The organism is Nonomuraea sp. NPDC049309 (genome assembly GCF_043196965.1).
Classification (GTDB): Bacteria; Actinomycetota; Actinomycetes; order Streptosporangiales; family Streptosporangiaceae; genus Nonomuraea; species Nonomuraea fastidiosa.
Map to the genome: position 1 here is coordinate 1,323,557 of NZ_JBICSH010000002.1, position 18,025 is coordinate 1,341,581.

Consider the following 18,025-nt stretch of genomic DNA (forward strand, 5'->3'; position numbering starts at 1 on the left):
ACGGGTCGTAACCGTGATGAGACCCTCGCTGTGCTCAGAAGACAACTCGCCCGAAACATCTTGGGTCACCGTGCCCAATGCGGCTCGCGACGGGCGGCTCCTACGCTGAGGCCAACTTCAGAACATTGTTCTCCAGGAGGCCGGATGCTGGAGGTACACGATCTTACCGTCCGCTTCGGCGGGATCACCGCGCTGGACGGCGTGGGGTTCGGCGTCGCGGGCGGGGAGATGGTGGGGCTCATCGGGCCGAACGGCGCCGGCAAGACCACCCTGTTCAACTGCCTGACCCGGCGGTACGACCCGGACGCGGGCAGTGTCACGTACGAGGGGACCGACCTGACCAGGCTGCCCCCGCACGCCATCGCCGGGCTCGGCATCGCCCGCACGTTCCAGAACCTCGGCCTGTTCCCGCGCCTGTCGGTCCGCGACAACGTGCTGGTCGGCGCGCACCACCGGGGCCGCGCCGGCTTCCTGTCCGCCGGGCTCCGGCTGCCCGGCGTGCGGCGCGAGGAGCGGGAGCTGCGCGCCGACGCCGACGCGGTGCTGGAGCGGCTGGACCTCGCCGGCGTGGCCGGGCATCCGGCGACCGGGCTGCCGTTCGGCACCCTGAAGCGGGTCGAGCTGGCCCGCGCGCTCATCGGCAGGCCCCGGCTGCTGCTGCTCGACGAGCCGGTCAACGGCCTGAACGCGGCCGAGGTCGAGGAGTTCGCCGGCACGCTCGGGGCGATCCGCGACGAGTACGACCTCACGGTGATCGTGGTCGAGCACCACATGGGCTTCGTCATGGGCACCTGCGACCGCATCGTCTGCCTCGACTTCGGCCGCAAGATCGCCGAAGGGCCGCCGGAGCAGGTGCAGCGCGACCCCGCCGTCATCGAGGCCTATCTGGGGACCGCCGGTGAGGAGGCGGGCGCATGAGCGATCTCGTGGTGGACGGCCTGGACGCCGGTTACGGCGACGCCCAGGTGCTGCACGGCGTGCGCTTCACCGTACGGCAGGGCGAGGTCTGCGCGATTCTCGGGCCGAACGGCGCCGGCAAGACCACCCTGCTCAGAGCCCTGTCGGGGATGGTCAAGGCGCGCGGCACGATCACGCTCGGCGGCACCGACCTGACCGGGCGGCCGCCTGACGCGGTGGCCAGGCTCGGCGTCGCCCACGTGCCCGAGGGGCGCGGCACGTTCATGCCGCTGACCGTTGAGGAGAACCTGCGGCTCGGCGCGTTCGTCCGCCGCGACCGCGCCGCCGTGGCACGCGACCTCGACCGCATCTACACCTACTTCCCGGTGCTGAAGAAGCGGCTCAAGCAGGCCGCCGGCAGCCTGAGCGGCGGCGAGCAGCAGATGCTGGCCATCGGCAGGGCGCTCATGCTGCGCCCCAAGGTGCTGCTGCTCGACGAGCCGTCGCTGGGCCTGGCCCCGCTGGTCACCCGGGAGCTGTTCCGCATCGTGCAGGCCATCAACGCAGAGGAGCAGACCACCGTGGTCGTCGTCGAGCAGAACGCCCACCTCGCTCTCGGCATAGCCCAGCAGGCCCACGTCCTGGAGACCGGGCGGATCGTGCTGTCCGGCACGGCCGCGGAGATTCAGGCGGACGAGCAGGTCGCGCAGTCGTACCTCGGATACCGGGTGTAGGCGATGGCCGGATTCCTGCAGCAGATCGTCGAAGGGCTCGGCGCGGGCGCCATCTACGCCAGCCTGGCCCTCGCCCTGGTGCTGATCTACCAGTTCACCGGCATCGTGAACTTCGCCCAGGGCGAGCTGGCCATGTTCTCCACGTACGTCGCCTGGCAGTGCATGGCCGCCGGGCTGCCGTTCTGGGTCGCGCTGCCGCTGACGCTGGTGGTGTCGTTCGCCGGCGGCATGCTCATCGAACGGGTCATCATCAGGCCGGTCGAGGGCGCGCCCGAGCTGACCATCGTCATCGTCACCGTCGGGCTGTTCATCTTCGTCAACGCCGCGGCCGGGTGGATCTGGACGTTCCTCATCAAGGACTTCCCCAACCCGTTCCCCGGCGGCGCGCTGGAGGCGGCCGGGATCAGCGTCTCCTTCTCCACCCTCGGCGTGCTCGGCGTGGTGGCGCTGGTCATGGGCCTGCTCTACCTGCTCTTCCGGCACACCAAGATCGGGCTCGGCATGCGCGCGGTGGCGGCCAACCCGGCCTCGGCCCGGCTGGTCGGCATCAGGGTCGGCTGGACGCTCGCGCTCGGCTGGGGCCTGGCCGCCACCGTCGGCGCGGTGTCCGGGGTGCTGGTCGCGCCGCTGCTGTTCCTGGAGCCGAACATGATGGGCGGCGTCCTCATCTACGCGTTCGCCGCGGCCACGCTCGGCGGCTTCGACAGCCCGCTCGGCGCGGTGATCGGCGGGCTGATCGTGGGCGTCGCGGAGACCCTCGCCGGCGCGTACGTCGGCTTCATCGGATCCGACCTCAAGGTGGGGGTGCCGCTGGTGATCATCCTCGGCGTCCTGCTGCTGCGGCCCCAGGGCCTGCTCGGACGAGCGGCGGTGGAACGCGCATGATCCACGTGAAACATGCGGAAAAGGCCACGCGGGCGCCCTCGCGGGCGCGGCGCGCATCCGGCCCGCGCTGGCGGTGGGCCGCCCTGGCGCTGCTGCTGGCCGCCGCCGTCTACGCGCCCTTCCAGCTCGCGCCGTTCCACGTCTTCCAGCTCACGATGGTGCTGATCTACAGCGTGGTGCTGCTCGGGCTCGACCTGCTGGTCGGGCACGCCGGGCAGATCTCGCTCGGGCACGGCGCCTTCTTCGCCGTCGGCGCGTACACGGGGGCCATCCTGCTCGACCGGTACGACCTGCCGTACCCGCTGACGCTGCCCGCCGCCGCGGCCGTGGCGTTCGTGCTGGGTCTCGCGCTCGGCGTGCCGGCGATGCGGCTGCGCGGCCTGTACCTGGCGCTCGTCACGCTCGCCATCGCGATCTTCCTGGTTCCGCTGCTCAAGCGGTTCGAGGAGCTGACCGGCGGCTCCATGGGTCTCACCCTGGCCAAGCCCGCGCCACCCGCCTGGAGCGGCCTGGCCGAGGACCAGTGGCTGTACTTCATCACCCTCGCCTTCGCCGTCGTCGCCTTCCTCGTGGCCGCGGGGCTGCTGCGCTCGCGGGTCGGCCGGGCGCTGCACGCCGTCCGCGACAACGAGACGGCGGCCGAGGTCATGGGGGTGCGGCTGTCGTCGTACAAGACGCTCGCCTTCGCCTGGAGCGCCATGTACGCCGGGGCCGCCGGATGCGTCTACACCTGGGTGATCGGCTTCGTCTCGCCCGACTCGTTCACCGTGAACCTGTCGATCACCCTGCTGGCCGGCCTGGTCGTCGGGGGGCTCGGCGCGCTGCCAGGACCCGTGCTCGGCGCTTTGTTCGTGATGTTCGTGCCGAGCATCTCGCAGGACGTCAACGACGCCGCGCCCGGCGTCATCTTCGGCCTGCTGATCATCGCCGTCATGTACGTGGCCCCGACGGGGCTCGCGGGTCTGGCCGGGCGGCTGCTTCAGAAGATTCCCCGGAAGGAGTAAGAGGGATGCGACGAGTATGTGCGATCGGCGGTGCGGCGCTGCTCCTGCTCGCCGTCGCCGCCTGCGGGGGGCGTGACAGCGGCGGCGGCACCACCGGCACGGCGGCCTCCGGCCAGTGCCAGGGACAGCAGACCACCGGCATCACCGACAGCAGCATCAAGCTGGGCGGCATCTACCCGCTGTCCGGCCCCGCCTCCGCCTACGGCGACATCCCCAAGGGCATCAAGGCGTACTTCGACTACATCAACGCCGAGAAGAACGGCATCGGCGGGCGCAAGGTCGAGTTCATCGTCCGCGACGACGGCTACCAGCCGCCCAAGGCCGTGGAGGAGGCCCGCAGGCTGGTCGAGCAGGAGCAGGTGTTCGCCCTGTTCCAGACCCTCGGCACCCCCTCCACCGCGGCCACCTGGGACTACGCCAACCAGCGCAAGGTCCCGCAGGTCTTCGTCGCCACCGGCGCCTCCCAGTGGGGCACCGACACCGCGCACCCGTGGACGATCGGCTGGCAGCCCAACTACATCTCCGAGGCCCGCGTCTACGCCGCGTACCTGAAGAAGGAGAAGCCGCAGGCCAAGGTCGCCGTGCTCTACCAGAACGACGACTTCGGCAAGGACCTGCTCGATGGGTTCAAGCGGGCCATCGAGGGCACGCAGGTGCAGGTCGTCGCCGAGCAGAGCTACGAGGTTTCCGACCCCAGCGTCGACCCGCAGATGCGCAACCTGGCCGAGTCGAAGGCCGATGTGTTCCTCAACGTCACCACGCCCAAGTTCGGCTCGCAGGCGCTGGCCGCCGACGCCAAGAACACCAAGTGGAACCCGCTGCACATCGTCAACAACGTCGCCGCCTCGATCACCGTGCTCAAGCCGGTCGGCTTCGACAACGTGCAGGGCGTAGTGTCGTCCGCCTACTACAAGGACCCGAACGACCCCACCTGGGCCGACGACCCCGAGATGCGGCTCTACAAGGAGAAGATGGAGCAGTACGCGCCGGACGCCGACCCGAACGTGCCGTACCACACGTTCGGCTGGGCCGTGGCGGCCAGCTTCCACAAGGCGATGGAGGCCGCCGCCTGCCCCACCCGTGAAGGGCTGCGCGACTCCGTGCACAACCTCAAGGGCGTCACGATCGACATGCTGCTGCCCGGCATCACGCTCGACACCGGGCCCGACGACGCGTTCCCCATCGAGTCGATGCAGCTCATGCGGTTCAAGGGCGAGCGGTGGGAGCTGTTCGGCGACGTGATCGACACGCGTGCCGAGTTCGGCCCGCTGACCGGCTGAGCCCTCCGCACGGCCCGGCCGTCATCAGGGGCTTGATCGCCCCTACGGCTTGATCGTCCCCGCGCGCACCAGCCAGTCGACCGCCTCGGCGATCGCCTCCAGCGAGGTGTAGCGGGGACGGTGGCCGAGCAGCCGCTCGGCCTTGGCCATGCTGCAGTGGGGGCTGTGGGCGATGTGGTCGTACGTCAGCGCGGCGTCCTCCTCCGAGACCGTCTTGCGCCACTGCTCCCACGGCAGGAACGACAGCCGGGCCTCCTTGCCGAACCAGCCGGCCACCGCCTCGGCGTAGCCGCGCAGGGTCAGGGCGGTGGTCGCGACCGAGTGGAAGCTCTCGCCGATCGCCGCCGCCCGGTTGTTGATGGCGTCGACGAACAGGCGGGCCACGTCGTCGGCGTGCACGTGCTGGACGGTCTCCAGGCCGAGGTTCGGCAGCGTCAGCTCCGAGCCCTCGGCCAGCTTCTGGAACACCTCCGGGTTGACGTTGCCCGCCGGGTTGACCGGCACCCATCCCGGCCCGGTGATGTGGCCGGGATGGATGATCGTGGCCGGGAAACCGTCGCGCTGGGCCCGCTCCAGCAGCATCGCCTCGATGGCCGCCTTGCGCACGCCGTACTCGCCGAAGGGCGTGCGTCTGGCGTCCTCCGTCGTCGGCACCTGCGCGCTCGGCCCGTGCACCCAGATCGTGCCGCAGTGCAGGAAGTGCCGCACCTTGCCGGCCAGCGCGTCGGCCAGCAGGGCCGCGCTGCTCTCGGTGAAGCAGATCAGGTCGATGACGACGTCGGGCTCCAGCTTCGCGATGCGCCGCCCGAACGTGTGATCGGCCTCGTCCACCTTCCTGTCGGCGGTGACCGTGGTCACCTTCCGCCACGCACCGTGCGGGGTGTAGGGCTCGCGGGTGCCCCTGCTCACGTTGATCACCTCGTGTCCGGCGCTCACCAGACGCGGGATGAGGTACGTACCGATGTGCCCACTACCGCCGATCACCACAACGCGCATGCGAACAGCGTAGACCCGCCCGCTACCAGGCCACCTCCAGAGAGGCGAGGCCGTAGACGATGCTGAACGTGCGGAACTGCGGCTCGTTGTCCGTCAGGCGCAGCCCCGGGAAACGGTCGAGCAGGGCGGGGAAGGCGATGCGCAGCTCCATGCGGGCCAGCGGGGCGCCCAGGCAGTGGTGCACGCCGTGCCCGAACGCGAGGTGGCCGGGAGCGCCGCGGCGCAGGTCGAAGGTGTCGGCGTCGGGCAGGAACGACGGGTCCCTGTTGGCGGTGGGCAGCGAGCACAGCACCAGGTCGCCCTCCGCGATCCGCTGCCCGCCCACCTCGGTGTCCCTGGTGGCGACCTTCGTGGTGCCGGAGTTGACGATGCTGAGGTAGCGCAGCAGCTCCTCCACCGTCGCGTCGATGCGCTCGGGCTCGCGGCGCAGCAGGTCGAGCTGCTCGGGGTGGCGCAGCAGCGCGAGCGTGCCGAGCGAAAGCATGTTGGAGGTGGTCTCGTGCCCGGCGAACAGCAGCAGCCCGCCGATGCCGATCAGCTCGTCGGTGGTCAGGTCGTCGCCGTGCTCGCGGACGAGCATGCCGAGCAGCTCCTCGCCCGGGTCGGCCTGGATGCGCGCGACCAGGCTCTCCATGTAGGCGCGCTGCTCGAACTGCAGCCTCATGCGCTCCTCGCCCGGCACGGTCATGTCGAGCATCCGGTTCGTCCGCTGCTGGAACTCGTCGCGGTCCTCGTACGGGACGCCGAGCAGCTCGCAGATCACCAGCGACGGGATCGGTAACGCGAACGACGGCACCAGGTCGGCGGGGGAGCCGGCGGCCTCGATCGCGTCGAGATGCTCCTCGACGATGCGCTTGATCCGGGGTTCGAGCCGCTGCATGCGCCGGATGGTGAACTCGGGCGTCAGCATCCTGCGCAGCCGCGTGTGCTCGGGCGGGTCCACACCGAGCAGGTTGCCCGCGCGGACCTTGGCGAGCTGCTCCTCGGTCATCGGCGGCGCTCCGGGCAGGCGGGCGATCGTCTGCGGCGCCACCTTGAACGTCTCCGCGTCGCCCAGCACCTCGCGGACGTCCGCGTGCCTGGTCACGAGCCACGCCTCGGAACCGAACGCGGTCGTGATCTTCTTGATACCTTCCTTGTCCCTAAGCGCCGCCAGCTCCGGCGCGGGATCGAACGCCACCCGCCGCATGTGCAGCGGCATCGCCGAGGTCTCGCTCATGCAATCCCCTGAGATGGTTCCGTTACTTGCACAGCACCGTACTGATCCCGGTGATCGCTTCACTAGAAGCGATCATCAATCGTTGCGGGGTCGTACCAAAACCTCGGCCGCATCGCGGCCGCGGCCGGCCGGCGGGTTGACGCGCGCTCGGCGGCGCAGGAAACATACCCCCGCTCATCATGATGAAGAGGACGGCCCATGGATTTGGTACGGCAAGTTCCCGGCTCTGTGCCCGTGCTGGTGGCCGGAGGCGGGCCGGTCGGCCTGGCGACCGCGGTCGAGCTGGCCTACCACGGCATCGAATGCCTGGTGGTCGAGCCGCGCGAGACGGTGTCCTGGCTGCGCCCGCGGGCGAAGACCACCTCGGCCCGCTCGATGGAGATCCTGCGCAGATGGGGTCTGGCCGACACCTTACGCGCGCGTGCGCCGCTCGCGGTGTCCTGGTCGGACGAGGCGGTGTTCGTGAGCAGCCTGCTCGGCCGGGAGATCGCGCGTATCGACCGCTGTTTCGGCCTCGACCTCGTCGGCTCCGACCTGGCCGCCGAGCCGGGCCAGCAGGTGCCGCAGCCGCTGGTGGAGGAGGTGCTGCGCGAGGCCGTCGGCGACGCGCTGCTCACCGGCTGGAAGGTGACCGGCCTGGAGGAGGACGCGGACGGCGTGACCGTGCGCATCGCCGACGCCGGGGGCGCCGAGCGCGAGGTCCGCGCCCAGTACGTCGTGGGCTGTGACGGCTCCCGCAGCGTCACCAGGGACGCCATCGGCGCCCGCTACGAGGGCCGCCAGGACGCCCGGCCCAACTTCAACATCACCTTCCGTGCCCCCGACCTCGCCGACCGGGTGCCGCACGGCCCCGCCGTCCACTACTGGGTGCTCAACCCGGCCCAGCCCGGCATCGTCGGCCGCCTCGACCTCAAGGACACCTGGTGGTGCATCGCCCAGGGGGTGCGCGCCGAGGACGCCGACCCCGTACGGCTGGTGCGCAACCTCGCCGGCGCCGACATCGACGTGGAGATCCTCGCCACCGACCCGTGGACGGCGCGGATGCTGCTCGCCGACAAGTACGCGGGCGGGCGCGTCTTCCTGGCCGGCGACGCCGCGCACCAGAACCCGCCCTACGGCGGTCACGGCTTCAACACCGGGGTCGGCGACGCCGTCAACATCGGCTGGAAGCTCGCCGCCGTGCTGCGCGGGTGGGCGCCGCCGGCGCTGCTGCAGACGTACGAGAGCGAGCGCAGGCCCATCGCCGCCGACACCATCGAGGCCGCCGCGGCGAACATGGCGACGCTCGCACCCGAGCTCGCCGACCCGGCGCTGATGGGCGGCGACGAGGAGTTCGCGCGGGTCCGCCCGGCCGTGGCCGAGGCGATCTTCCGTACCAAGGACAGCGAGTTCCACAGCCTCGACCTGGTGCTCGGCTACACCTACACCGGCTCGCCGATCGTCGCGCCCGGCACCGGCGAGCGCCTGCCGCACCGCTGGCTCGCGCCCGGCGAGTCGCTCTACGACCGGCTCGGCCGCGGCTTCAGTCTCGTCGGCGACCTCGGCTCGCCGCAGGCCGCCTCGCTGATCGACCAGGCGCGCGAGATGGGCGTGCCCCTTGAGGAGGTGCACCTGCCCGGCGAGCCGCTGGCGCTGGTGCGCCCCGACCAGCACGTGGCCTGGCGCGGCGGCGACCCCGCGGGCGCGCTCCGCATGGCTTTGGGACACCTGAGGTAGCGGGTCGCCGGTTGTCCCCATGGGCGCCGATCCGTGGGGACAACGGGTTGAGCGCCCGGGGTTGCGGCGAGTTTACCGGGACCAAGGCAGTCATAGAGTAAGCAAAACGCTACTCCTGGTTACGATGGCGCAGTTCGCACCTATCACTCCAGGGGGCTGGATATGACTGACGAGACCCGGGCCGGCAAGGCGACGATCGACGCGGAAGACGGCGTGCTCGGCGGCGAGACCGCCCTGCTGCACGCCCAGGACGACCCCGCGGCCTCCGCCGCCGTGGACGCGGCCGTCGAGGCCGAGCTGCTGGAGGACGCGCCGGCCCGCGAGGCGGTCGAAGCCAGGCGCGAGAGCGAACGCCAGATCGCCGATCTCGCCGCCCAGGACCAGCAGCGCATGCGCGACATCCAGCGCGAGCTGCGCACGATGGGCGCCGACATCTGGCCGATCTCCCGCTGGTGGGGTTTCGAGATCCACCTCAACGAGTCGGCAGCGCTGCTCGCCGCCGACATCCCGCACCTCATCGGGCAGGCCACGGCGATCGTCGCCGGCTCCTCGCTCGCCCCGCTCATCGAGCGCGCCGTACGCGGCAAAGCCGGCTGGATCGCCTCCATCGCCCGCCCGTACGGGGTCAAGCTGGTCTCGCCGTGGACCGCGCCCGGCATGCTCGTCCCCGCCAGGCAGGACGGCAGGCCCGCCGGCGGCGCCGGGCTCTACTGGGCGGTCCACGAGCCCGGCGAGGGATGGAGCACGGACCAGCGCTTCATCGACCACTTCAGCGTGACCGGACCGGCGCTCGGCCAGTTCCAGGACCGGTTGTTCCTGGCGCACCGGGGCCGCGACGGCGACCAGAGCCTGTGGTGGGCGGTCTACGACGCCGAGGAGGGCTGGAGCGAGGACCAGCGCTTCCCGCAGCACCTCAGCCAGGCCGCGCCCGCGCTCGCGGCCTGGGACGGGCGGCTCTACTGCGTGCACAGGGGCGCGGGCGGTGACGCGGCCCTGTGGTGGACGCGCTGGGACGGCTCGGCCTGGAGCCCCGACGAGCGGCTGCCCCGGCACTTCAGCGAGACCGCGCCGGCACTGGCGGCGTACGACGGGCAGCTGTACTGCGTGCACAGGGGCGCGGGCGGTGACGCGGCCCTGTGGTGGACGCGCTGGGACGGCTCGGCCTGGAGCCCCGACGAGCGGCTGCCCGCCCACGCCACCGGCGCGAACCCGGCGCTCGCCGTCTACCGCGGCCACCTCTACTGCGTGCACCGCGGCGCGGGCGACGACACCGCCCTGTGGTGGACCCGCTGGGACGGCTCGGCCTGGAGCCCTGACCAGCGGCTGCCCGGCCACCACGCCGCCGAGGGCCCCGCGCTGGCCGTCTACAAGGACCGCCTCTTCTGCGTGCACCGCGGCGCCGCCGACCAGAGCCTGTGGTGGAGCAGCTTCAACGGCACCTCCTGGAGCCCCGCCGAGCGGCTGCCCGGCCACTTCAGCGACGAGGCTCCCGCCGCCATCGCCTACCGGGACAGGAACGCCACCCGCGACCAGCTCCTGTGCGTGCACAGGGGAGTCCGCTGATCCGCACACGGATGAGGACGGGCGCCGGGCTACCGCCCCGGCGCCCGTTCCCCCTGGTAAACGGGGCGGCCACGGGGCAGGGGGCGCGGAGGAGCGTTCTTCGCGACGCGACCGACCGCGCGAGGTGAGGCACGATGCCCGAACGACGTGAGGATGACGAGTTCTTCGCCCCCGTGCTGAGGCAGCCGCCGCCCGGCGAGGACGCCAGCGACACCGGCGTGCCGCACGTCCACGGAGCCGGGCACGGTGACTGGGCGCGCAGGCCCGCGCCGTCCAACGCGGTCAGCCTGCGCCTGCTCGCGGCCGCCCTGCTGGTGCTCGGCGGCGTGGTGCTGGCCGTACTCGCCGTGCTCGCGGGCAACCCGCCGCTCGCCGTGCCGCCCGCGCTGGCCGCCCTGGCCGCCGCCGTCTACCTGGTCCTGTTCGGGGTGCGCAGAGCCCGCCAGAACGGCGGCCCGCCCACCTTCGGCTGACCCCGCGCCGGGTTTCACCGCTTCTCACCGGGTACTCGGCCTGCTGGGAGGGCCTGACCGGAGGAGTGATGCGATGTCCATGACGTCACTGATCGACAGGGAGTGCGTGCGCAAGCTGCTGGACTCCCGGCACCCGGACGCCACGCTGGTGTTCATCCGCGGGGGCTGCGAGGTCCTGCCCGCCTCGGAGATCGACGACGCGCACAAAGGCCTGGTGATCGCCCGCCGCGACGAGCTCATGGCCAGGTTCCCCAGCGGCACGCCGTCGGACCGCGAGCTCGACGAGCTGGCGCACCGCCTGGACAACATCGCCCACGACCTGGGCTCCTAGAGCCCGTCACGCACGCCGGTGGCCGCTCTCCAGATACTGCAGGACGGCGGCCACCCGCCGGTCGGTCCGGTCGGTGGGTGCGAGGTCGAGCTTGGCGAAGATGTTGCGGATGTGCTTGTGCACCGCACCGTCGGTGACGACCAGCCGCTCGGCGATCGCCGCGTTCCCGAGCCCCTCCGCCATCAGCGCCAGCACATCGCGCTCGCGCGGGCTGAGCCGGTCGAGCCGGTTGTCCGGCCTGGTACGGGTGAGCAGCTGGGCGACCACCTCGGGGTCGATGGCGGTACCGCCCTCGGCCACCCGATGCAGCGCCGTCAGGAACTCCTGCACCCGGCCCACCCGCTCCTTGAGCAGGTAGCCCAGCCTGGCGCTGCCGTGCGACAGCAGCTCGGTGGCGAACGCCTGCTCCACGTACGCCGACAGCACCAGCACCGCCAGCCCCGGCAGCCGGTGCCTGGCCTCGACCGCGGCCCTGATGCCCTCGTCGGTGTGGGTGGGTGGCATGCGCACGTCCACGATGGCCACGTCCGGCTCGTACTCGTCGATCGCCTTCAGGAAGCCGTCCGGCTCCGAAGCGGTGGCGACCACGTCGAGCCCTTCGGCGCGCAGCAGCAGCGCGAGACCCTCGCGCAGCAACGGGTCGTCCTCGGCGATCACAATCCGCATGGAAGGCTCACAATCATGGTGGTCGGTCCGCCGACGGGGCTGGTCAGCTCGAACGTGCCGTCGTGCGCCTCGGTCCTGCGGCGGATGCCGCTCAGGCCGGACCCGCCGGACTCGGCCGCGCCGCCGCGCCCGTCGTCGGTTATCTCGATGCGCAGCCAGGAGTCGGTACGCCGGACCGTGACCCGGGCCCGCGTCGCCTGGCTGTGCTTGGCGATGTTCGTCAGCGCCTCGGCCACCACGAAGTAGGCGGTGGCCTCGACGGAGGCGGGGCACCGTCCCGGCACGTCGGCATCGATCTGGCACGGCACCGGGCTGCCCGCGGCCAGGCCGGTCAGCGCGTCCGGCAGGCTGCGGTCGGCCAGCACCGGCGGCAGGATGCTCCGTACGACGCCGCGCAGCTCGGCCAGCGCCTGCTCGGCCGCGTTCTGCGCGCTTTCGAGCACCGCGTCCGCGGTGGCCGGGTCGCGCTCCAGCGCCCGCCTGGCCGCGCCCAGCAGCATGGTCACGGCCACGATGCGGTTCTGCGTGCCGTCGTGCAGCGAACGCTCGATCCTGCGCAGCTCGGCGGCGTGCGCGTCGAGCGCGGCCGCACGCGTGGCGGTCAGCTGGGCGACGCGCAGCGCCAGGTCCGTGGTGGGGTCGGCGGACAGCAGCTTGCGCCCCGGCCACGCCTGGAACCTCGCCATCGGCGGTACCAGGAGCAAAGTGAGCGCCAGCCACAGCAGGCTCAGCGCGCTCACCGCGAGCGCGCTGCCGGCGGTGTCGCCGTCCCAGATGAACAGCCCGGCTCCGGCCCTCTCGCCCGGCGGCAGCAGCCGCCAGTAAAGCGGGTAGAGCAGGTCGCGTACCGCGCTGAACGGCAGCGTCAGCCCCACGAAGCCGGTGAGCAGGCCGATCGTCGCGTGCGGCACCACCCAGGCCAGCTCCCTGCGGCTCGCGGGCCGCGCGATCGCCTCCCGCCACCCGTCCGGCACCGGATCCGGGCTGATCAGCTCGTCCGGGCCCCAGCGGGACAGCCGCGCCCGCTCCCTGTCGGCCACCGCCCGCAGCGCGCGCAATGCCGCCGGCAGCAGCGGCAGGCCCACGCCCACAAGGCAGGCGACCCCCACGAGGATGAGGCCGACCAGCGCCAGCAGCGCCAGCGCGCCGGTCCCGATGCCGCCGACGAGATGCTCGATCCCGTCGAGCGTCGCCCTGGCCCGCGCGGACAGGTCCCGCGCACGGGCGCGCCTTCGCCCGTCCGCCATGTCCTGACCTGTCATCGCACCTCCTCGCCACCCGAATGTAGGTCACGGGCAGGTGCCGACGTCAGGGCCGGGCCGGAAGAGTACAGCAGGCTGTACCACCCGTCCGGCCTCCGAGCCGCGAGCGTGGCGGCGCGGTCACGGAGCGCGGGTGCGCGGCGCCTGATCTGCCAGCTCACGGGCGGTGCGGTGCCGCCAGGGGGCCGCCGGCGAGTACAGCAGCCTGTACGGCAGGTGTCGCGTTGGCGGGATCGATGGGGCGCCGGGGTGATCCGTAGCGTTCCGGGTGTCAGCGAGTCGAGCACCGCAACGGCAAAGGAGCTACGCCATGACCCAGCACACCACCGAGATCCGTCCCGCCGCCGCCCGCCACCGTGTCAGCCGTCCCGTGCTGTGGGCGCTGCTCGCGGTCTTCGCGGTCTGCAACGCCGTGACGTCGGCGTCCACCCTGCCGGTCTACGTCGGCATCGGCTTCGGACTGGCCACCCTCGCCTGTGCCGCCACCCTGATCCACCAGCACTACACCACCCGCCGCCGCTGACCCCACCGGCCGCAGCCGCCCAGGCTCGCCCATCACCGCCGACCCCGCCCGCACCCCCGCGAGCGGCCCCCGCCCGGGACCGGTACCCGGCCGCGCGTCACGCGCCTCCGCCTGGGACCGGTGTCCGCCTGCGTGTTGTGCGCTTCCGTCGGGGGCTGGTGTCCGGCTGCGTGTTGTGCGCTTCCGTCGGGGGCTGGTGTCCGGCTGCGTGTTGTGCGCTTCCGTCGGGGGTGGTGTCCGGCCGCGCGTCGCGTTCCTCCGCCTGGGACCGGTGTCCGGCCGCGCGTCACGCGCGTCCGTCCGGGACCGGTGGTCCGTCCGCAGCCGCGTCGCGAGCTCACACCCGCGCCTGCGCCGCTGCCAGGCCCCGCCGCCTGCCCTCCGTCCGCCACCACCGGCGGCGGCCGCCGCGCAGGCCGCCGCCGGCTGAGCGCGGGTGCGCTGACCTGCGATCCCCTGAGGCCGGCACCGCCGCTGCGGTGAGGGCGGGGGAGACAGGCGCAGCACCCGGGCGGGCGCGCTCGCGCGCGCCGGTCCCGTGGGGCGGAGTGGGTCGGATGCGCCGCCTTTGGAGGCGGTGGGCACGGCGAGATGCGCCGTCCTGCGGGCGCGGTGGCACGGCGAGATGCGCCGTCCTCGGAGGTGGTAACACGGTGAGGTGCACCGTCCTGGGAGGTGGTGGTACGGCGGGGTGCGCCGTCCTCCGGGCGTGGTGGCACGGTGAGGTGCGCGGCCCTGCGGGCGTGGTGGCACGGTGGGCGCGCGCTCGTTCGTGTCGCCGCTGGGCTTCCCCCGGGCGCTTGGTGGGTACGGTGGCCAGGCCCTTGTGCGGCCACGCTCGGAATGCCGGGGTGACGGGCGGGATGCCGGGGTGACGGGCGGGCTTTTCGCTTTCCCGGCCGGCAGCTGCGGAGGCGGGCGCGGCCGGCTGAGCGGAGGGGAATTGTCGCCGGTTAGCGATGTCGCTCGCGCGTCGGCGGTGGGTAGCATTTCGGCTGGCAGAAGTGTCGCCGGTGGCGGTCAGGCGACGGGTAGGATTTCCCCTTCCAGGGATGAAAGGGGATATTTGTGGAAAAAGCCTCGGAAAATCGTCCTGATCAGGAAGCGTACGTACGCAAGGAGCTGCAGCGGCTCCGCGACAGCATCGACAACCTCGACGCCGCCCTCGTCCACCTGCTGGCCGAGCGGTTCAAATGCACGCAGGAGGTCGGCCGCCTCAAGGCGGAGTACGAGCTCCCCCCGGCGGACCCCGAGCGGGAGGCCGCGCAGATCCGCCGCCTGCGCGCCCTGGCGGAGGAGTCGAAGCTGGACCCCGTTTTCGCCGAGCGTTTCCTGAATTTCATCATCGCCGAGGTCGTCAGGCACCACGAGCTCATCGCCAGCAACCGGGCGGCCGCCCGCGCTACGTGAGCCTGCCGAGGAACGCGAGCACCCGCTCGGTGAGCAGCCCGGCGGCGGCCCGGTCGTAGGAAGCCAGACCCGGGTCGGCGAAGTTGTGCCGGTCGCCGGGATAGAGGAACAGCTCCGCGTCCGCGGTCGACCCCACAAGGGCCCGCGCCGCGTCGAGGTCGCCCTCACCGGCGAAGATCTCGTCGGCCTCCATCCCGTGCACCTGCACCGGCACCCCCTGCGGCCACGCGTCGCCGAACTCCGTGACCGGCACGCACGCCTCGATCAGCACCGCCCCCTTCGCGCCCGCGCGCGTCTGCGCGAGGCTCTGGGCCGGCAGCACCCCCAGCGAGAACCCCACGTAGACCAGCTCGGCAGGCAGGTCGAGCGCGGCGGCCCTGCCACGCTCGACGATCGTGCCGAAGCCTGCCTTCTGCGCGTACGCCACGCCGTCTTCCAGTGCGCCGAAGACCTGCCCTTCGAACAGGTCGGGCGTGTGAACGGTGTGACCCGCCGCCCGCAGTGTGCCGGCGAACCCGCGTACGCCGTCCGTCAGCCCGTGTGCGTGGTGGAACAGCAGCACCTCGGCCACGCCAGACCCCCAATCATCGATAAGGTTTTCGAGTATCGCAGGTCTCGCGCGGCGATGCCACCCCGATCAGACCAGTGCCACCTTGACTTGACGGGGGTCGTCGACGCCCAGCGGGATGGCGAAGACGGCCGTGCGGTCGCGCGCCCCGTACACCACGAAGCGGATGCCGTCCTCGTCCCACGTCTCCTGGACGTCCGAGGTGAGCTGAGCGGACGCCGAGCAGAACGCGGGACTGCGGCGCAGCAGGTGCAGGGACGCCTCGAGCGGCACCCCGTCCGGCGGCGGCGCGGCCGCCAGGCGCACCAGGCGGCGGCGCAGCGGCGTGAGCCAGTAGCCGTCGAGCTCCGACGACAACGCCAGCAGCGCCAGCACCTCCACGGCGACGACCACGGCGACCACGGCGGTCGGGAGCGTGCCCGAAGGGGCGAGCGCCGCGAGCACGGCGGCGGCCAGCAGCAGCGCGGCGCGGGCGAAGGAGCGCACGTCCACCGGGCGCGAGTGCGTGCCGAGGCAGCCGCAGGACGCGGTGGGCGCGGCGGTGTGCGCGTATCCGAGGTAGGCCAGGAACCCGGCCGAGAGCAGCGCCGCCGCGCCCGCGTTCCACGGGTGCGCGGACGGCACCAGCAGCCCGGCCGCCACCGCCAGCTCGACCGTACCGACCAGCCGCAGCGCGGGGACCGCGCGCGCCGGGCCGGTGAGCCGGGCCAGGGCCGTGCGCCCGGCCTGTGCCCGCATCCGCCGGCTGAGCAGCTTCAGCAGACCTGCCCAGAGGAGGAAGGTAGCGATCACGTACGGCTGCGACGCGGCGATCCCGTTCACGAACTGCCTCCTAGTGCGGGGAGAAGACCGTGGCGATGTCCACTTCGTTGGTGTCCGGGCGCCATGCGCCCAGGATCTGCACGTGCTGGCTGACGCGCAGCAGTGACAGGTCCGTGGTCGGCGGCCCGTCGGAGCGGATGGCGACGGACGTGCCGGCCACGACGTGGCAGAGCACTTCCTGCCCGTTGTGATCGAGGTGGAGCGTCTGGTCCTTGATGTTCGTGATGTGGCCCTTGATGTTGACGATGTTCAGCCACACCGACTCGGCGGCCAGCACGCCGTCCGGCATGAGGACGCCTCTGGCGTACAGGCCGTCGCCCGGCTTGGCCGCGTCGAACCCGACCGGGCCGAGCTTCCACAGGCTGGTGCCGTTCACCACCCTGATCGTGTGCAGGACCATGTTCGAGCCCAGGACGAGCATGGTGTCGTCCTTGATCGAACGGATCCTGCCCTCGGCGAAGTCGGGGTCGGGCGCGCCCGGCTCGACCTTCTGCTTGGTGGGCGCGGTGGCGGCGAAGGCCGCCTCGGGGCCGAGCGAGCCCATCGCGGTCGCGGCGATGACGCTCGCGCCGCCACCGAGCACGGCCGACTTGAGCAGGTCTCTTCTGCTGCGCATGGACATCCCGCCCTTCAGGCCGTCGAGATCTCGACCGGCCGCAGGCCGGACGACAGGCTGGCGATCTGGCTGAAGGCGGCGGGCGTGAGGTCGATGAGCCGGTTGCTCGCGCAGGTCGAGCCGCAGCAGCTCCGCTCGCCGCAGAACAGGTCGGTCTGCGGGCCGCAGTCGGCGATCGCGGTGACGACGCTGCCGCCGCCGCACAGCGAGGTGATGCGGTGGCGGAAGCCGCACGTCCTGCGCGACAGGCTGACGCCGCAGCTGTCGGGACGGGTGATGGACCAGCACGCGTCGGAGGCGTTCGGCCAGGCGTGCTGCAGGTTTCCTGAGTTGCAGGTGCCGCAGGCCCCCTTGCCGGTGCTGCTGCACGGGCCCCAGGCGGTGCCGCAGCAGAACCAGGAGACCTCTCCTTGGACGGGTCCGAGTAAGTCGGCGGGCGGGTCGGTGGCCTTGCTTCGCGCCATGCGCGTCCTCCTTGGGTGCGCTCGTTGACGGTTTCTGCGAGGGGTTGAAGGTTTCCGACTCGATCTATGAGTACCATGTAAGGATTTTTCGTCAATGCCTTGTTTTTCGGTGATTTTCGAGGTTTGCGGGATTTAAGTGACTTAAGTGATTACGTACCGGTCCGGCGCAGCAACGCACCCCGGCGGAAGCCGGCCCGAGGGTGACGCACATCGGCTGGGTGCGGCCGCGGGGGTGGCGCGCTTGGGCGGGTGCGCTCTCGGGGCGACGCCTGGTGGAGGTCGACTCCGCGGGTGATGTGCTTCGGTGGGGTGCGGTCTCGGGGCGGCTGTGGTGGTCGGTTTCGCGGGTGGCGTGCTTTGGCTGGGAGCGGCTGTGGGGGCGGTGGGGCGCAGCAGGGGCGGCCCGGCGGCGTGTCGCGGCTGGGGCCGGTTCGGGCGCGTGCCGCAGGAGCGCGCAGGAGCGGGGTTTGGCTCTGGGGTGGCGAGTCGCGGCAGAGGAGCTGCGCTGTGACGCGGCCCGGGGCGGGGTCGGCCCGTCGGCGTGGCGCATCGGGGGCCCGGGGCGTGCTGCGCCGGGATGGCTTGGGGCGGTGGTG

The 18,025-nt window shown here is 72.1% G+C and carries 19 protein-coding genes; 11 read left to right on the forward strand and 8 right to left on the reverse strand.

Annotated features, from left to right (window positions below; all coding sequences use genetic code 11):
- Positions 1 to 144: 144 nt before the first annotated feature.
- From ACGFIM_RS20110 to ACGFIM_RS20130, 5 genes are read left to right on the forward strand one after another with little or no spacing between them, the layout of a single operon-like run.
- On the forward strand, positions 145 to 918 hold the full coding sequence (locus ACGFIM_RS20110) for an ABC transporter ATP-binding protein (RefSeq protein WP_393202285.1): 774 nt from the start codon (positions 145 to 147) through the stop codon (positions 916 to 918).
- Complete coding sequence (locus ACGFIM_RS20115) at positions 915 to 1,631, forward strand: ABC transporter ATP-binding protein (protein WP_393202287.1); 717 nt, start codon at positions 915 to 917, stop codon at positions 1,629 to 1,631. Before ACGFIM_RS20110 ends, ACGFIM_RS20115 begins: the two co-directional genes overlap by 4 nt.
- A gap of 3 nt (positions 1,632 to 1,634) precedes the next feature.
- Positions 1,635 to 2,516: a branched-chain amino acid ABC transporter permease gene (locus ACGFIM_RS20120; RefSeq protein ID WP_393202289.1), complete on the forward strand. Its 882-nt coding sequence runs from the start codon at positions 1,635 to 1,637 to the stop codon at positions 2,514 to 2,516.
- On the forward strand, positions 2,513 to 3,520 hold the full coding sequence (locus ACGFIM_RS20125) for a branched-chain amino acid ABC transporter permease (RefSeq protein WP_393202291.1): 1,008 nt from the start codon (positions 2,513 to 2,515) through the stop codon (positions 3,518 to 3,520). The genes ACGFIM_RS20120 and ACGFIM_RS20125 overlap by 4 nt, the downstream gene beginning before the upstream one ends.
- 5 nt (positions 3,521 to 3,525) lie before the next feature.
- Positions 3,526 to 4,800 (forward strand): ABC transporter substrate-binding protein, encoded by a 1,275-nt coding sequence (locus tag ACGFIM_RS20130; RefSeq protein ID WP_393202293.1) that lies wholly within the window; start codon positions 3,526 to 3,528, stop codon positions 4,798 to 4,800.
- Positions 4,801 to 4,842: 42 nt separating this feature from the next.
- Here ACGFIM_RS20130 and ACGFIM_RS20135 read toward each other — a convergent pair whose 3' ends face one another.
- Both ACGFIM_RS20135 and ACGFIM_RS20140 read right to left on the reverse strand, forming a co-directional pair.
- Entirely contained in the window at positions 4,843 to 5,796 is a 954-nt protein-coding gene (locus tag ACGFIM_RS20135) for an NAD-dependent epimerase/dehydratase family protein (RefSeq protein ID WP_393202295.1), read from the reverse strand.
- 22 nt (positions 5,797 to 5,818) lie between these two features.
- Entirely contained in the window at positions 5,819 to 7,015 is a 1,197-nt protein-coding gene (locus ACGFIM_RS20140) for a cytochrome P450 (protein WP_393202297.1), read from the reverse strand.
- 198 nt (positions 7,016 to 7,213) lie between these two features.
- On the opposite strand from ACGFIM_RS20140, the gene ACGFIM_RS20145 reads away from it, so the two are divergent.
- From ACGFIM_RS20145 to ACGFIM_RS20160, 4 genes are all read left to right on the forward strand, one after another.
- Positions 7,214 to 8,731, forward strand: coding sequence for an FAD-dependent monooxygenase (locus ACGFIM_RS20145; protein ID WP_393202299.1), 1,518 nt, complete (start codon positions 7,214 to 7,216; stop codon positions 8,729 to 8,731).
- 162 nt (positions 8,732 to 8,893) lie between these two features.
- Positions 8,894 to 10,294 (forward strand): hypothetical protein, encoded by a 1,401-nt coding sequence (locus tag ACGFIM_RS20150; RefSeq protein ID WP_393202301.1) that lies wholly within the window; start codon positions 8,894 to 8,896, stop codon positions 10,292 to 10,294.
- 134 nt (positions 10,295 to 10,428) lie between these two features.
- A complete protein-coding gene (locus ACGFIM_RS20155) occupies positions 10,429 to 10,767 on the forward strand; it encodes a hypothetical protein (protein ID WP_393202303.1) in 339 nt (112 codons plus the stop codon).
- 73 nt (positions 10,768 to 10,840) lie between these two features.
- Positions 10,841 to 11,098 carry a hypothetical protein gene (locus tag ACGFIM_RS20160; protein WP_393202305.1) on the forward strand — a complete coding sequence of 86 codons (258 nt, stop codon included), beginning with the start codon at positions 10,841 to 10,843 and terminating at the stop codon, positions 11,096 to 11,098.
- A gap of 6 nt (positions 11,099 to 11,104) precedes the next feature.
- Here the strand turns inward: ACGFIM_RS20160 and ACGFIM_RS20165 are convergent, their stop codons facing one another.
- Both ACGFIM_RS20165 and ACGFIM_RS20170 read right to left on the reverse strand, forming a co-directional pair.
- The gene (locus ACGFIM_RS20165) at positions 11,105 to 11,764 is read right to left on the reverse strand and encodes a response regulator (protein ID WP_378785653.1); all 660 of its coding nucleotides are present in this window, start codon (positions 11,762 to 11,764) and stop codon (positions 11,105 to 11,107) included.
- Positions 11,752 to 13,026, reverse strand: a complete 1,275-nt coding sequence (locus ACGFIM_RS20170) for a sensor histidine kinase (RefSeq protein ID WP_393202307.1) — start codon at positions 13,024 to 13,026, stop codon at positions 11,752 to 11,754. Before ACGFIM_RS20170 ends, ACGFIM_RS20165 begins: the two co-directional genes overlap by 13 nt.
- A gap of 310 nt (positions 13,027 to 13,336) precedes the next feature.
- Between ACGFIM_RS20170 and ACGFIM_RS20175 the strand changes: the two genes are divergently transcribed.
- The gene (locus ACGFIM_RS20175) at positions 13,337 to 13,549 is read left to right on the forward strand and encodes a hypothetical protein (RefSeq protein WP_393202309.1); all 213 of its coding nucleotides are present in this window, start codon (positions 13,337 to 13,339) and stop codon (positions 13,547 to 13,549) included.
- A gap of 1,068 nt (positions 13,550 to 14,617) precedes the next feature.
- Positions 14,618 to 14,959 (forward strand): chorismate mutase, encoded by a 342-nt coding sequence (locus ACGFIM_RS20180; RefSeq protein WP_393202311.1) that lies wholly within the window; start codon positions 14,618 to 14,620, stop codon positions 14,957 to 14,959.
- Here ACGFIM_RS20180 and ACGFIM_RS20185 read toward each other — a convergent pair.
- The 4 genes from ACGFIM_RS20185 to ACGFIM_RS20200 all read right to left on the reverse strand — a co-directional run bounded on the left by ACGFIM_RS20185 (position 14,952) and on the right by ACGFIM_RS20200 (position 17,429).
- Positions 14,952 to 15,530, reverse strand: coding sequence for a dienelactone hydrolase family protein (locus tag ACGFIM_RS20185; RefSeq protein WP_393202313.1), 579 nt, complete (start codon positions 15,528 to 15,530; stop codon positions 14,952 to 14,954). The genes ACGFIM_RS20180 and ACGFIM_RS20185 overlap by 8 nt on opposite strands.
- A gap of 66 nt (positions 15,531 to 15,596) precedes the next feature.
- Entirely contained in the window at positions 15,597 to 16,349 is a 753-nt protein-coding gene (locus ACGFIM_RS20190) for a MauE/DoxX family redox-associated membrane protein (protein ID WP_393202315.1), read from the reverse strand.
- Between the two features lie 10 nt (positions 16,350 to 16,359).
- Entirely contained in the window at positions 16,360 to 16,965 is a 606-nt protein-coding gene (locus ACGFIM_RS20195) for a cell wall protein (RefSeq protein WP_393202317.1), read from the reverse strand.
- A 14-nt stretch (positions 16,966 to 16,979) separates the two neighbouring features.
- Positions 16,980 to 17,429, reverse strand: a complete 450-nt coding sequence (locus tag ACGFIM_RS20200; RefSeq protein WP_393202319.1) for a hypothetical protein — start codon at positions 17,427 to 17,429, stop codon at positions 16,980 to 16,982.
- Positions 17,430 to 18,025 lie beyond the last annotated feature (596 nt).

Bases quoted from the DNA above. Each gene is read 5' to 3' on its own strand.
- ACGFIM_RS20110 (WP_393202285.1), top strand. From the start codon at position 145: ATGCTGGAGGTACACGATCTTACCGTCCGCTTCGGCGGGATCACCGCG.
- ACGFIM_RS20115 (WP_393202287.1), top strand. From the start codon at position 915: ATGAGCGATCTCGTGGTGGACGGCCTGGACGCCGGTTACGGCGACGCC.
- ACGFIM_RS20140 (WP_393202297.1), bottom strand. From the start codon at position 7,015: ATGAGCGAGACCTCGGCGATGCCGCTGCACATGCGGCGGGTGGCGTTC.
- ACGFIM_RS20120 (WP_393202289.1), top strand. From the start codon at position 1,635: ATGGCCGGATTCCTGCAGCAGATCGTCGAAGGGCTCGGCGCGGGCGCC.
- ACGFIM_RS20165 (WP_378785653.1), bottom strand. From the start codon at position 11,764: ATGCGGATTGTGATCGCCGAGGACGACCCGTTGCTGCGCGAGGGTCTC.
- ACGFIM_RS20170 (WP_393202307.1), bottom strand. From the start codon at position 13,026: ATGACAGGTCAGGACATGGCGGACGGGCGAAGGCGCGCCCGTGCGCGG.
- ACGFIM_RS20160 (WP_393202305.1), top strand. From the start codon at position 10,841: ATGTCCATGACGTCACTGATCGACAGGGAGTGCGTGCGCAAGCTGCTG.
- ACGFIM_RS20130 (WP_393202293.1), top strand. From the start codon at position 3,526: ATGCGACGAGTATGTGCGATCGGCGGTGCGGCGCTGCTCCTGCTCGCC.
- ACGFIM_RS20150 (WP_393202301.1), top strand. From the start codon at position 8,894: ATGACTGACGAGACCCGGGCCGGCAAGGCGACGATCGACGCGGAAGAC.
- ACGFIM_RS20195 (WP_393202317.1), bottom strand. From the start codon at position 16,965: ATGCGCAGCAGAAGAGACCTGCTCAAGTCGGCCGTGCTCGGTGGCGGC.
- ACGFIM_RS20135 (WP_393202295.1), bottom strand. From the start codon at position 5,796: ATGCGCGTTGTGGTGATCGGCGGTAGTGGGCACATCGGTACGTACCTC.
- ACGFIM_RS20175 (WP_393202309.1), top strand. From the start codon at position 13,337: ATGACCCAGCACACCACCGAGATCCGTCCCGCCGCCGCCCGCCACCGT.
- ACGFIM_RS20125 (WP_393202291.1), top strand. From the start codon at position 2,513: ATGATCCACGTGAAACATGCGGAAAAGGCCACGCGGGCGCCCTCGCGG.
- ACGFIM_RS20145 (WP_393202299.1), top strand. From the start codon at position 7,214: ATGGATTTGGTACGGCAAGTTCCCGGCTCTGTGCCCGTGCTGGTGGCC.
- ACGFIM_RS20200 (WP_393202319.1), bottom strand. From the start codon at position 17,429: ATGGCGCGAAGCAAGGCCACCGACCCGCCCGCCGACTTACTCGGACCC.
- ACGFIM_RS20155 (WP_393202303.1), top strand. From the start codon at position 10,429: ATGCCCGAACGACGTGAGGATGACGAGTTCTTCGCCCCCGTGCTGAGG.